The sequence below is a fragment of the Candidatus Walczuchella monophlebidarum genome (genome assembly GCF_000709555.1).
GTDB lineage: Bacteria > Bacteroidota > Bacteroidia > Flavobacteriales > Blattabacteriaceae > Walczuchella > Walczuchella monophlebidarum.
This window is the reverse complement of sequence record NZ_CP006873.1, coordinates 1-14,164: the sequence shown is the minus strand read 5'-3', so window position 1 is coordinate 14,164 and position 14,164 is coordinate 1. Positions and strand designations below refer to the sequence as shown.

Genomic DNA, 14,164 nt, shown 5'->3' with positions numbered 1-14,164 from the left:
ATAATATTACTAGTAATATCTAGCGTTTCTGATGCAATATTTTTATCTGATTAAAAAGCATCTGTTTCAATTCTGAAATACCTATCCCCATCTTAGCAGAAAGAAATACAGTTTTATTAGAATATTTCATACAGGAATTATGTTTCCACTCTTGGAATGTAAGATTATTTACAGTATCAATCTTGTTAAAGACCATTAGAACTGGTTTATCAATTATTCCTATTTCAGATAAGGTATCTCGTACTATATGGATATGTTCTTCGAAACTCTCATGAGAAATATCTATAACATGAAGTAAAATATCGGATTCTCTTACTTCATCTAGTGTCGATTTGAAAGATTTTATAAGTAGGGTGGGTAATTTTCGTATGAAACCTACTGTATCGGTTATTAAAAGGGGAATATTCCCAATTACTGTTTTTCTTACAGTAGTATCTACTGTGGCAAAAAGTTTATTTTCAATGAAAACAGTAGACTTACTCAGAATATTCATTAAGGTAGATTTTCCAACATTAGTATATCCTATAATAGCTACCCTAATAAATTTATTCCTATGTTTTCTTTGAATAGACATTTGGGTGTCAATACTAAGGAGTCTTCTCCTAAGGGATCCTATACGATCACGTAGGATTCTCCTATCAGTTTCTAGTTCGGTTTCTCCTGGACCACGAAATCCTATACCACCACGCTGTCTTTCTAGATGAGTCCACATTCGTGTCAACCGAGGTAAAAGATATTGATATTGTGCCATTTCGACTTGAGTACGAGCATAGTAAGTCTTTGCACGGTTATAAAAAATATCTAGAATGAGTTGTGTACGATCAATAATAGTACATTCAATATATTTTCTAATATTTTTTAGTTGTCTAGGAGAGAGTTCATCATCAAAAATGATAGTATCTATGGAATGTGTTTTTACGTATACAACGATGTCTTGCAATTTTCCATACCCTATAAATGTTTTTGTATCTGACCTAAATGTTTTTGTATCTGACCTAAATGTTTTTGTATCTGACCTAAATGTTTTTGTATCTGACCTACATACTCTTTGAAAGAAAATAGCACAAACCTCTATCTTTGCCGTTTCTGCCAATAAGTTAAGTTCATCCAAATATTCTTTAGATTTATTTTTTCCTTGTTCTGTAGTAATAAGACCGATGAGAACAGCTCTTTTACATTGCCTATATTTGTTTTCAATCATATAATGATTTTAAGTCTTAGACTAATCGAAACTTAACCCTTAATTATTTCTAAAATAAATAGTCAAGGGAACTCCTTTAAAATCAATTTGTTGTCGTAACTTATTTTCTATAAAACGTTTATAATTTTCTTTTATATCTTTTGGTTTATTAGTGAAAAAATAAAATTTCGGGGTCTTAGTAGGTAACTGAGTACAATACTTTATATTTAGATGTTTACCTCGAATGGTAGAGGGAGGCGTAGCATGAATGATGGGTAATATTAATTCGTTTAAACATTTGGTTTTTATTTTTTTACCCCGATTCTTATATACTTTCAACGCGGTTTCAAGAGTTTTTGAAATTCTTTGTTTTGTAATAGATGAAATAAATAAAATAGGGACATCATTAAACGGGGCAATTTTGTTTTTAATTATCTTTTCATACACACTCAGTGTATAATGATCTTTTTCGATCATATCCCATTTATTTACTAGAATAACTATTCCCTTTTTATTTTTTTCAATAAAACGAAAAATATTCATATCCTGTACTTCCCATCCTCTTTGAGCATCTATCATCAGGAAACAAACATCAGAATTTTCGATCGCACGGATAGCCCGTATTACAGAATAAAATTCTATATTTTCTCTAACTTTAGATTTTTTACGAATCCCAGCAGTATCTATTAATATGCATTTGATACCAAAACGGGAATAGTGAACTTGGATAGCATCACGTGTTGTTCCAGAAATCTCGGTAACCACATGACGTTCCTCTCCTAATAAGGTATTAATAAGAGTAGATTTTCCAACGTTAGGTCGTCCTACTATAGCTATTTTTGGGAGTGTTTCCAAACAGGATTCCTTTGTATAGCTTTTTTGAAGCATAGTTCCAAGTTTATCTAAGAGTTCACCACTACCACTACCACTAATCGCTGAAATACAATAATAACATTCGAATCCAAGAGCATAAAACTCTAGAGTCTTCGGGATATATTTAACGCTATCTACTTTATTAACAACTAAAAGAATTGGTTTATGAGATTCACGTAATAATTGAGCTAACTGATAATCTTCGTTCATAATCCCTGATTTAACATCTACCATAAAAAGAACTATATCAGATTCTTTTACAGCTATAACGACCTGTTTTTGTATTTCTTCTAAAAATTTATTTTTAGAATCAGTAATATAACCCCCCGTGTCTATAACAGTAAATAGACGTCCGTTCCATTCTAAAATCCCATAATGTCTATCTCGTGTTACCCCACTAATAGAATCTATAATGGCGTCACGACTTCCTAAAAACCGGTTGAAAAGAGTAGATTTTCCAACATTAGTCCGACCTACTATAGCAATAATAGGATGCATATACAGAGATTTAATATTCCATTTTTTTATCTTCTTGTCCAAATTTTGCGATTTGGTATAGCCAAAAAATTAACATAGAGAAAGCTATTATTATAAATAGAACATTCGGAATGTTCCCTAACCAACAAATTATATAAAAAAAATTAGTCATTAAAGAAAGGTTTGGAGAATATTTTTTTAGGCGCAAGGTTAACGTCTAATGTAGAGCCATATGCGCAGTGATATCTAGTTACTTCCCACTACTGTGCCTCATTCATTATTTGATTTTGTTTCCTCAGTCTTAGAAATCTTTTCGGCTTCCCGTGAGGATTTTATAGATAATATTAGCGTATCATTAGGATGTTGAATCCTATACCTATCTGTTAGGATGTCTTTCACCAATATTTTTCCCCCTATACCTATAGAGGTAATGTCAATTTCTATATAATCAGTCAAATTTTTTAAAAGAGTTCTGATCTTAAGTTTTCTCATAGTTATATACAGTTGTCCACCTTGTGCTATAGATCTTCCTATGATTTTTACTGGTATCTCTACAACGATAGGTTTGTTCTCTTGTAGTTTAAGAAAATCTGCATGTAAGATCATATCGGATATCGGATGAAATTGAACATCCTGAAGAATTGTTTCAATTCTTCCTCCCTCTTTCCATTCAATGATTACTGTATATGTATCAGGTGTATTAACAATATGTTTTAATATGGATAGAGGAGTGGAAAAATGAAAAGTTTCTCCATTACTATACACAACACAAGGAACCTTACCAATCTTACGTAAGGATCTAGTGAATTTTTTTCCTACGTTGTTTCTTTTTTCACCTTGGATGGTTATAGATTTCATATGAAAAATAATAGATTATTTATTGTGTATAAGATATTGCATCGGCAAAAAGAGCAGCGCAAGATAGAACTTTTATCTTACATGAAGAAATTCTCTTAATAGAGAGACTATCAGTAACTACTAACTCTTCAAGACAAGAAGAGATTATTCTTTCATAAGAATTTCCTGAAAGGACTGGATGAGTAGCTAGAGCACGTACGCTATTTGCACCTTGTTCTTTTATCAAGTCAGCTGCCATAGTTATAGTTTCTGCCGTATCTACTATATCATCAATTAATATGACATGTCTACCTTTCACCTCCCCAATGAGGTGGATGCTGGCAATCTTATTGGACTTTGTTCTTTCCTTATAACAGATTACCCGGTCAGCATTCAAATCATTCGCATAGTTTTTTATTCTATTAGCTCCTCCTATATCTGGAGTAGCTATAGTAATATTTTGTAAATTAAGATCTTTGACATATTTAAGAAAAATCTTAGAGGCATATAAATGATCTATAGGAATTTTAAAAAAACCAAGGATTTGCTCGGCATGTAAATCCATAGTTATTACTCGTGTAGCTCCTGAGGCTTCTATAAGATTAGTAACGAGTTTAGCTCCTATAGGAGAACGAGATTTGTTTTTCCGGTCTTGACGAGCCCAACCGAAATAAGGAATTACTAATATAATCTCCTTAGCTAATGCACGATTAGCGGCATCGCACATTAAGAGAAGTTCCATTAAATTATCTGCCGGAGGCACCGTTGAACCAATAAGAAAAACGCGCATTCCCCGAACTGATTGTACTAACGATGGCTCATACTCCCCGTCTTCAAACTCAATCAAATTAATATCTCCTAATGATTCACCATATAATGAAGAAATTTTCTTAGATAAATCTTTACTGTTTCTTGTAGAGAACAAAATCGATTTGTTTGACATTATAGATTTGTTTGACATTATCAGATAGAATTTTTCTAATATAAAAATAAAATGTTTTCTCTCTATAGAGAATATTTTTACTTTGACACAATGCAATATCTCCGTTGTGTCTTTTTTCCTTCTATGCAATACTTTTCTTCTTTAAAAACATATACATCATCCTTCAAAGAGGTAATTCTACATAAATTCCCATTTAGGAACTCCAGATATCATCCTATAAAAACTTCAACCAATAAACTGTTCGATGTATTTTATTTGCATATACTTTATTGAATCACGTTCTGCTTCAGTAGCTAAATATTCTCTATTACTAACAGAAACACATTTGTCTCCGACGATGAGAAATTATATCATAATACCTCCTCCAATATTCTGAGTCGAATATTTTGCTTTACTCATAATACGCATAATTATAGAATTCCTATTTTTTTCAATTAAGCTTATAGCCTAAAGGTTTTATAAATTGATTAATAATTTTTTACTTTGTTTATTTAAGTTTAGAAATTCTATTTACAATTGATAAAACCATTTTTGACACGTTCATTTCTTAATCTTTTAGCTAATCGGTGAAGTTTAGTAATTTCTTTATAAAAAATTCCTATAGAAAACGAAATACATTTTTTAACTTCTTCATAAGTAAAACGATAATCATAACAAATAACTGTTTTTCCAATCACTGAGGACGCATAGGTCTACTAAATAAACTGATATAGCGCGATTCTAAGCTTCTTTATCAAGAAGACTACCTTCTTTTATATAATAAGAAACGTAAGCAATATGTATCCCAATTTAACAGTGTTTCTAAAAATCTTGAGAGGATCAATAGTAAAAGTTGTTACGCAGATCTTTTCTCCGTTCTTTCCAAAGGAATTTTTTTAGTCAAACAACCGTCTATTCAGTTTTCTTATCATCCTAATATTTCGTATACCAATTTAATAATCTAACGATGACTTAACAAACGGGTTTCGCTCTATTAATATTTTTTTAAGGAATATATATGTCTACATGTGATGACTTTTTATCCGCTATCCACATTTTTCATTCTAATTTAAGTGTTCCTAAAAAAAGTTATTTTTTACGTTCTACAAAAGCAGAACCCGATGGTTTTAGAGTCCTTCTAGAATTTTGATCCTCATATTTTATATATTCGTAATTAATTCCCTCCACGAATAGAACTTCTGTATCTATATAGGCTTTTCATCCTCCTATGCAGTCTCTAGTAAATGATGTCCTCATGCTCGTTAATGAACCCCCATTAATTTATTTATGAAAAATATGTCTTAACCGCTTATAATAAAAGTTGCTTCTATTCATGATGTGCGTTTCCAAGTATACTTTATTGATAATGAAAACGCTAAAGGTGTTAAATTGGATGGAATAAAAGTATATTGAAGATCCTTCTTTCGTGACGACGATGAAATAGAATAGTTACTCTACTTTTATAGGTTTTACCAAAAAATCTTTTAAATAAAAAGGTTCAAAAGATTCAATATTCTCAAATTTATGTTGCTGAAAACGGTCTTCGGAAAGAGAGCTCATGTATTTTGCAGATGGAAAAAATTCTGGCCTATAATACGCCGATATTTTTAACAACTTTCTAGCTTTTTGTGCGCCGTCTCCAAATATATAAATTTTATTTTTTGTATATTCTATAAAGCTGTCCTCATCAAGAATTTTCGCCTCAATAGTTGTCATCTTTTTTTTATTAAAAATTGCAGTGTAAACCTCGTTTCTTTGTGAATCTATCATAGGAATCAATATTCCTTGATTAGCATTGAACCCATGTACCATAATCGTTAAAGTATCTATAGCTATTAGGGGAATATTTAAACCATAACACAAACCTTTAGCCGCGGAAACTCCTGTTCTAAGACCAGTATAAGAACCAGGACCTTTACTAACAGAAACAGCATTGAGTTCATAAATACTTATAGCAGACTTTTTAAAGACATAATCAATAAATTTATGGATATTTTCAGAATGCGAATAAAATTTAGAATTTTCTTCAACTAAAATTTGGAAAATGCCATTCTTAACTATAGATACAGAACAATTTCTAGTTGCAGTTTCGATATTAAGTATAATCGCCATCAGAGAACCTGTTTTTAGTAAGCAAGATAAGATTGTCTATAGCTATCGGGTTACAGGAGCCATAGGTAGCTGCTGGCTAATAAATACTATAAAGTCCGTGAGCGAATGATGTTTTAGCGATTCGCCAGATCTAAATAGATGTATCCCTAATAGAATTATTATTCTTCATTTCAATAATGATCTTTTTTGTTATGTATAAAACATTTAAAGAATATAATAAATTTAATCTGAATCAATGGGCTTCCGAAATAGCCAATTTATGGAAAAAAAACAATATTTTTGAGAAAAGCATTATATCCCGTGAGGGAAGAAATGTCTATGTCTTTTATGAAGGGCCACCCTCAGCTAACGGATATCCTGGTATTCACCATGTAATGGTTCGAACTATAAAAGACGTATTTTGTAGATATCATACTTTAAAAGGAGAAAAAGTATACCGGAAATCCGGTTGGGACGCACATGGATTACCCATTGAACTTAGCGTAGAAAAAGAACTTAATATTACAAAAGAAGATATCGGTAAAAAAATTAGTGTAGAAGAATATAATCAGACTTGTCTTATATATGTGATGCGTTACACGAGGATTTGGAAAAAATTTACTGAGAAAATAGGATATTGGATAGATCATAAAACTCCGTATATGACTTATCACTCAAAATATATAGAAAGTCTATGGTGGATTTTGAAGCAATTCTATAAAAAAAAATTATTATATAAGGGATACACTGTACAACCATATTCTCCGGCTGCAGGAACTGGATTGAGCACACATGAACTTAATCTCCCTGGTACTTATAAAGAAATAACTGATACCACGATTGTGGTACAGTTTAAAGCTATAAAAGAGAGTCTTCCTACTTTTTTCAAAGTACTTCCAAGAAATGTCTATTTCTTAGCATGGACTACTACCCCTTGGACTCTTCCTTCAAATACTGCTCTGACTATTGGTCCGTATATAGAATATTTAGTGATAGATACATTTAATTCCTATTCCTTTGAAAGGATGTATGTTATATTAGCCAAGGTTTTGATTAGTCAAATACTTTCTGATAAATACTTTCCGGTATCAGACAACGTTTCATTAGAAGTCTTTCAAAAAGGAGATCATAAAATACCCTATAAAATAATAAATACTTTTTCAGGAAAAAGTATTGTAGGAAGCCGTTACGAACAGTTATTACCTTGGGTAATTCCCTCCGAAAGGAAAAAAAATGCCTTTAAAGTTATTTCCGGAGATTTTGTTACTACTGATACCGGTACTGGTCTTGTACATATTGCGCCCACTTTTGGTGTTGATGACGCTGAAGTAGCTAAGAAAAATGAAATACCTCCTATGTTAGTATGGGATTCTGTAAAAAAACAAGCTCTACCCTTGGTAGATGTACAAGGACGTTTTATTCAACGTCTACCTAAACCATTTGCTGGAAAATATGTTCGCAATGAATACTACAATACGGAAAAATTTCCTGAATTTTCAGTTGACGTAGAATTGTCTGCCTTATTGCAAAAGGAAGGGAAAGTTTTTAAAATTGAGAAATATCAACACTATTATCCACATTGTTGGCGTACAGACAAACCTATACTTTATTATCCTTTAGATACTTGGTGTATTAAAACTACTGCCGCTAAATATGATATGATTTACCTCAATAAGAATATTCATTGGGTTCCTACTTCTACTGGAACTAGTCGGTTCAATCACTGGCTTGAAAACCTTAACGATTGGAATCTTTCCCGTACAAGATATTGGGGAGTTCCGCTACCGATATGGCGTACACATAAAGAAGAAAGAATTATAGGATCGTTTGAAGAATTGAGGGTTGAAATAGAAAAATCAATTAAGGCTGGATTCATGAAAGAAAATCCTCTCAAAGATTTTGTCCCTGGAGATATGAGCAATGAAAATTACCAAAAAGTTGATGTGCATAAACCATGGGTGGATGATATTATTTTAGTTTCTACTAGGGGTACTCCTATGCGAAGAGAGTCTGACTTAATTGATGTGTGGTTTGATTCAGGAGCTATGCCATTTGCACAATGGCATTATCCTTTTGAAAATAAGGAAAAAATAGATAAAGGAAAGTTTTTTCCGGCAAATTTTATAGCGGAAGGGGTTGACCAGACTCGGGGTTGGTTTTACACTTTACATGCTATTTCTTCTATGCTTTTGAAGTCAGTAGCTTATAAAAATGTAGTGGCTATTGGTTTAGTACTCGATAAAAACGGACATAAAATGTCCAAAAGCAAGGGAAACACTGTGAATCCTTTTGAAGTCTTAGACTTGTATGGTCCTGATGCTACCCGTTGGTATATGCTTTCAAAGGTACAACCTTGGGAAAATCTTAAATTCGATATATACGGGATTGATGAAGTACGTAGAAAATTTTTTGGAACTCTTTATAATACTTATGCATTCTTTGCAATGTATGCCAATATCGATGGATTTTGTTATAAAGAAAATTTTCTTCCTATAGAAGAACGTCCTGAGATGGACAGATGGGTTCTTTCAGAATTACACCAGTTAATTAAGAAGGTAGAAATTTATTATGATACCTATAATACTACTCGTGCTACTAGAATTATCTCTCAATTTGTAATTGACGATTTGAGTAATTGGTACATTCGGATTAGTCGTCGGAGATTTTGGAAGGAAAAATATTCTAAAGATAAAGTGTCTGCTTATCAGACGTTATACGATTGTTTGCTTACAATATCCATAATGAGTTCTCCTATAGCACCTTTTTTTTCTGATCAACTTTACATGAATTTAGTATATACAACTCAAAAATCTTTTTTTGAAAGTGTACATTTGGCTTATTTTCCTAAATATGATGAAAAAATTATCGACAACCGGATAAAAAATTGTATGCATTTGGCACAACGCGTCACTTCAATAGTTCTCTCTTTTAGAAAAAAAAAGAACATAAAGGTTAGACAACCTCTTAGAAAATTAATTATTTTTGTTTCTTCTTTTGAAAAAGAGATTTTTAGTCTATCCGAGATTATTAAACAGGAAGTAAATGTTAAGGAAATTCAATTTTTAACCCACAAAGCTTACAGTAAATTTTTTATTCGTGAAATCAAGCCTAATTTTAAGATGTTAGGTCCTAGATTTGGGAAACGGACACGGATTATTTATGATATTCTTAAAAAATTTACTCCACAGCAAATTGATCATATGGAAAAAGATGGCCATTCTATTATAGAAATAGAAGGTCTTAAAGAAAAGATCACTCTAAAAGAGGTGAATATTGTAATAAAGACATCTAAAAATTGGTTAATAGCCTCCGACAAGGAGATAACTGTTGTTCTAGACCTAGAAATAGATAACGTCTTACGTTATGAGGGAATAGCTAGAGAATTGATCAATAGAATACAGAATATCCGTAAAAAGAAAGAGTTAGGGATAACTGATAAAATGATTTTATCTATTGGAGCTTCTCCTGAACTAGAAAAAGTTATAAAATTACACAGAGAGTATATTTGCGAAGAAACTCTTTCCGTCTCTCTATCCTTAGATTATAACTTAGGAGACATGGTAGATTTTGAGGGAGAAACTATAAGAATATTCGTTAAAAAATTAGCCTATGAATAATAAAGAGACAAGGCGGCTATCCATGCTAACGACAAAAACAATGGGATAGACCTTTAAAGCTTTTTGATAAAGAGCGTTTATGTAGTCTGTAAGTCGGGGTGACTGGATTCGAACCAGCGACCACACACCTCCCAGGCGCGCACTCTACCCAAACTGAGCTACACCCCGTACGGTTCTTAATCGCTCTCCAGGCTGGACTCGAACCAGCGACTACCTGATTAACAGTCAGGTGCTCTAACCAACTGAGCTACTGAAGATACTTAATTCTCTCTTACAAATGTAGTATTTATCTTGTGATGATCAAAATAACAATATAGCTAGATAAGTACGAATTTACTGGAGCAACTACGCGCTTAGCTTAACTTAGCCTAGCCCTAGTTCGTTATAATGCTTGTCACGTGCAAATCATAAAAAAAAGTGGATTCATATAATAAAAAAAATTTTTCTTCGGACCAAGATATTAAATGGTGTCCTGGCTGTGGAAACTACTCGATTTTAAAACAGGTCCAAACTATTTTACCTGAAATAGGCTTTCCTAAGGAAAAAATAGTTTTTGTATCAGGGATAGGTTGTTCTTCACGTTTTCCATACTATATGGATACTTTTGGTCTTCATGGTATTCATGGACGAGCGCCTGCTTTAGCTACAGGTATTAAACTAGCAAATCCTGATTTAAATGTGTGGATTATTACAGGAGATGGGGATGGACTTTCTATAGGAGGAAATCACCTGATTCATCTACTTCGTCGGAATTTAGATGTAAATATTCTGTTATTTAATAATGAGATTTATGGTCTAACTAAGGGACAACATTCACCTACTTCAAAGTTAGGGTTTAAGACAAAATCTTCTCCATTAGGTACCATTGATAATCCATTCAATCCGTTGAGTTTGGTATTAGGAGCAGGAGCTAGCTTTATAGCAAGAACTACGGATAGAGATCCTAAACATTTACGTGAGATGTTACTAAGAGCACAAGAGCACAGAGGAACCTCTTTTTTAGAAATATATCAAAATTGCAATGTCTTTAATGATGGAGTTTTTGAAAATTTTACTGAAAAAAGTAAAAAAGTTAATCAGACACTTTACCTAAAGCAAGGTGAATTGATGAGATTCGGGTCGAAAAAACAATATGGCATACGTCTAGACGGGATATATCCGAAGGTAATTTCACTACAAGAAAGTTCTTATAGTTTTTCAGATATTTGGACACATGATGAAAATGATCGTACGAAAGCAGAGATTTTAACGAGATTCTTTGGTACCCCAGGATATGAAAAATTTCCTCGTCCTTTTGGTGTCTTTTATAAAGAAGAACGTCCTACTTATGACATGCTATTTCATGATCAAATTTCTCTTGCACAGAAGAACCATCCTATGTCACTGGACATCCTGCTTAGTGGAGATTTACATTGTAAAATATAATGTTATATTATCCTTATAACTGCCCAGGCACTGTGGCCGAATGGCTAGGCAAAGGTCTGCAAAACCTTTTATAGCGGTTCGATCCCGCTCTGTGCCTCAATAACAAGCGTTATAGTGTACCGTTCATCTAAATTTTATAAAAAAATAGGTACAGGTGATAATATACATCTTTGCAGTGCTTTATATAAATTCAATCCTTTATTCCCTTCTGCTTTCGATTGAAGCCTCTTGTCTTCTGGGATAGTAGTTTAATTAGCTTGAATAAGCTTAAAACACACCCTTGGAAGAATTTTGAACGACAGATAATAAGGTCTTTGCTTTATCGATATCCTTAATACCACAATCAATAGAAATGATTATCCTAACTCCTTTATATATCCTTCATTGAGTTCAGTCGTAAGGATTTCTTTTTCTTTCTATTAGTAAAGTCGCTATACTACGATGATCCATTATTTTTCGGAGACCAATTTTAAGATTTATAATAGAAAAAAAATAAAAAAATGGGTAAAAAATATAATCCAAAAGGAAAATGCATATATTGGAAATATAAATTTTATATTTTGCAATGATCAATATTTATTAAAAATAAATAACAGTTATCTGAATAAAGATTTTTACACTGATGTTATTACATTCGATTTCGTTAAAAAAAAAAAAATATACGGAGATATATTCATTAGTATAGAAAGAGTCAAATATAATGCTTTAAAATGGAAGCAATATTTTTATATAGAGCTTTATAGGGTAATGGCTCATGCTATTTTGCATTTATTAGGTTACAAAGATAATCTGTATAAAGAGAGGTTGATTCTTCATGCAAAAGAAGACTTTTATTTAAATTTACTCTACTTATAGGTTTTAATTATACAAAGAGTGTTTTCCACTATTTATGATATTATTATAATAGGTGGCGGCCATGCTGGTGCTGAAGCAACTGCTGCGGCATCACGAATGGGATCTTCTGTTCTTTTGATTACCATGAATCTACAAACCATTGGATATCTATCCTGTAATCCAGCTATGGGAGGTATAGCTAAAGGACAAATGATTCGTGAAATAGATGCCTTAGGTGGTTATTCTGGTATTATTACAGACGAAACCATGATTCAATTCAGAATGCTTAACCGATCAAAAGGTCCTGCTATGTGGAGCCCAAGAGCACAGTTAGATAGGATGCGTTTTTCTGAAACATGGCGTTTAAAATTAGAGAGTTTCCCAAAAGTCGACTTTCTTCAAGATTCTGTTACAGAACTTTTGATCCAAAAAAAAAGTATCCGAGGTGTTAAAACAGCACTCGGAATAGAGATTCCAAGTAGGGCCGTAATACTTGCTAGCGGTACATTCCTTAACGGGATGATTTATATAGGAGAAAAACAATATCGGGGGGGACGAATCTCGGATAAATTTTCTACCGGACTAACTGAACAACTCAGATATTTAGGTTTTTTAACAGGACGAATGAAAACAGGCACTTCTCCTAGAGTAGATGGAAGGTCATTGGATTATTCAAAGATGAATGAACAAATAGGTGATGAAAACCCTAAAAAATTTTCTTATATCAATACTCCTGCTTTAAAAAAGCAACGTAGTTGTTATATTACTCATACCACTGATGTAGTTCATGATATATTACGTTCAGGTTTTAAACGTTCACCTATATTCAATAGATCTATCCACGGAATAGGACCTCGTTATTGTCCTTCTATTGAAGATAAAATTTATCGGTTTTCTGAACGTCATCATCATCAAATATTTGTAGAACCAGAAGGTTGGAATACAACAGAAATGTATGTTAATGGGTTTTCTACTTCTCTACCTCAAGAGATTCAGTTCCAAGCATTGAGAAAAATTCCTGGATTTGAACGTGTAAAGATATTAAAATTAGGTTATGCTATAGAATATGATTACTTTCCACCAATACAATTAAATCATTCTCTAGAAACGAAACTTATAAAAAATTTATTCTTTGCTGGACAAATTAACGGAACTACAGGTTATGAAGAGGCAGCAGCACAAGGGATTATAGCTGGGATAAATGCCCATTTAAAAATAAATAAAAAAGAACCATTTATTTTACATAGACATGAAGCTTATATAGGAGTATTAATTGATGATTTAGTAACTAAAGGGACTGAAGAACCTTATAGAATGTTTACTTCTAGGGCTGAGCATCGAATATTGCTAAGGCAAGATAATGCAGACGAACGGCTTACCCACTACGGGTATAAATTAGGATTATCTAAAGAAGATAGGATTAAAAAACTTAAAAAAAAGTTAAAATTGATAAAAGATTGCGTGAATTTTCTGTACGAGACAAATTTACATCCTGATGTCGGAAATCTAATTTTAGAAAAAAAAGGAAGTACACTACTTTCTCAACCTATTCGATTATCTTCATTACTTTCAAGACCAGAAATTTCCATAAAAGACTTTTATCATCTTTCTATTTTCCAAGATTATAGAAATTTGCATTCTATAAACGAAGAAGAACTTGAGCAAGTGTCTATCCAAATTAAATATAAAGGCTATATAGAACGTGAAAAGAACATGGCCGCTAAAATTTCACGTCTTGAAAACATTGGGATTCCAGATAATTTTGATTATGGAAGAATCGTAGCTCTATCATACGAAGCAAGAGAGAAACTGGGTTATCGGAACCCTCGTTCCATTGGACAAGCTTCAAGAATTAGTGGAGTTTCTCCAGCAGATATTAGCGCACTTCTGATTTATCTGAATCGTTAA

At 32.5% G+C, this 14,164-nt stretch carries 11 protein-coding genes and 3 tRNA genes; 5 read left to right on the top strand and 9 right to left on the bottom strand.

Going from position 1 to position 14,164, the window contains the following annotated elements; genetic code table 11:
- Nucleotides 1–19: 19 nt before the first annotated feature.
- The 7 genes from hflX to tsaB form a co-directional block, all read right to left on the bottom strand.
- Complete coding sequence (gene hflX / locus FNIIJ_RS00060; protein WP_051673225.1) at nt 20–1,201, bottom strand: GTPase HflX; 1,182 nt, start codon at nt 1,199–1,201, stop codon at nt 20–22.
- A gap of 39 nt (nt 1,202–1,240) precedes the next feature.
- Complete coding sequence (gene der / locus FNIIJ_RS00055) at nt 1,241–2,551, bottom strand: ribosome biogenesis GTPase Der (protein WP_038436035.1); 1,311 nt, start codon at nt 2,549–2,551, stop codon at nt 1,241–1,243.
- A gap of 10 nt (nt 2,552–2,561) precedes the next feature.
- On the bottom strand, nt 2,562–2,702 hold the full coding sequence (locus FNIIJ_RS01870) for a DUF6341 family protein (RefSeq protein ID WP_394332480.1): 141 nt from the start codon (nt 2,700–2,702) through the stop codon (nt 2,562–2,564).
- 98 nt (nt 2,703–2,800) lie between these two features.
- Nucleotides 2,801–3,388, bottom strand: a complete 588-nt coding sequence (locus FNIIJ_RS00050; protein WP_038436034.1) for a 50S ribosomal protein L25 — start codon at nt 3,386–3,388, stop codon at nt 2,801–2,803.
- A gap of 19 nt (nt 3,389–3,407) precedes the next feature.
- Complete coding sequence (locus FNIIJ_RS00045; protein WP_038436297.1) at nt 3,408–4,310, bottom strand: ribose-phosphate pyrophosphokinase; 903 nt, start codon at nt 4,308–4,310, stop codon at nt 3,408–3,410.
- 506 nt (nt 4,311–4,816) lie between these two features.
- Nucleotides 4,817–4,987 (bottom strand): hypothetical protein, encoded by a 171-nt coding sequence (locus FNIIJ_RS01770; protein WP_158499128.1) that lies wholly within the window; start codon nt 4,985–4,987, stop codon nt 4,817–4,819.
- 751 nt (nt 4,988–5,738) lie between these two features.
- Nucleotides 5,739–6,401, bottom strand: a complete 663-nt coding sequence (gene tsaB / locus FNIIJ_RS00040) for a tRNA (adenosine(37)-N6)-threonylcarbamoyltransferase complex dimerization subunit type 1 TsaB (RefSeq protein WP_038436033.1) — start codon at nt 6,399–6,401, stop codon at nt 5,739–5,741.
- A gap of 191 nt (nt 6,402–6,592) precedes the next feature.
- Between tsaB and ileS the strand changes: the two genes are divergently transcribed.
- Complete coding sequence (gene ileS, locus FNIIJ_RS00035) at nt 6,593–9,997, top strand: isoleucine--tRNA ligase (RefSeq protein WP_038436032.1); 3,405 nt, start codon at nt 6,593–6,595, stop codon at nt 9,995–9,997.
- A gap of 93 nt (nt 9,998–10,090) precedes the next feature.
- On the opposite strand, the gene FNIIJ_RS00030 is transcribed toward ileS, so the two are convergent.
- Both FNIIJ_RS00030 and FNIIJ_RS00025 read right to left on the bottom strand, forming a co-directional pair.
- Nucleotides 10,091–10,165 (bottom strand) — tRNA-Pro (locus FNIIJ_RS00030).
- A gap of 15 nt (nt 10,166–10,180) precedes the next feature.
- Nucleotides 10,181–10,254, bottom strand: a tRNA-Asn gene (locus FNIIJ_RS00025).
- Nucleotides 10,255–10,414: 160 nt separating this feature from the next.
- Between FNIIJ_RS00025 and FNIIJ_RS00020 the strand changes: the two genes are divergently transcribed.
- The 4 genes from FNIIJ_RS00020 to mnmG all read left to right on the top strand — a co-directional run bounded on the left by FNIIJ_RS00020 (nt 10,415) and on the right by mnmG (nt 14,164).
- Nucleotides 10,415–11,422 carry a 2-oxoacid:ferredoxin oxidoreductase subunit beta gene (locus FNIIJ_RS00020; RefSeq protein ID WP_038436031.1) on the top strand — a complete coding sequence of 336 codons (1,008 nt, stop codon included), beginning with the start codon at nt 10,415–10,417 and terminating at the stop codon, nt 11,420–11,422.
- 26 nt (nt 11,423–11,448) lie between these two features.
- Nucleotides 11,449–11,519: transfer RNA gene (locus tag FNIIJ_RS00015), tRNA-Cys, on the top strand.
- Nucleotides 11,520–11,863: 344 nt separating this feature from the next.
- Complete coding sequence (gene ybeY, locus FNIIJ_RS00010; RefSeq protein ID WP_038436030.1) at nt 11,864–12,277, top strand: rRNA maturation RNase YbeY; 414 nt, start codon at nt 11,864–11,866, stop codon at nt 12,275–12,277.
- An 18-nt stretch (nt 12,278–12,295) separates the two neighbouring features.
- Nucleotides 12,296–14,164 carry a tRNA uridine-5-carboxymethylaminomethyl(34) synthesis enzyme MnmG gene (mnmG, locus tag FNIIJ_RS00005; RefSeq protein WP_038436029.1) on the top strand — a complete coding sequence of 623 codons (1,869 nt, stop codon included), beginning with the start codon at nt 12,296–12,298 and terminating at the stop codon, nt 14,162–14,164.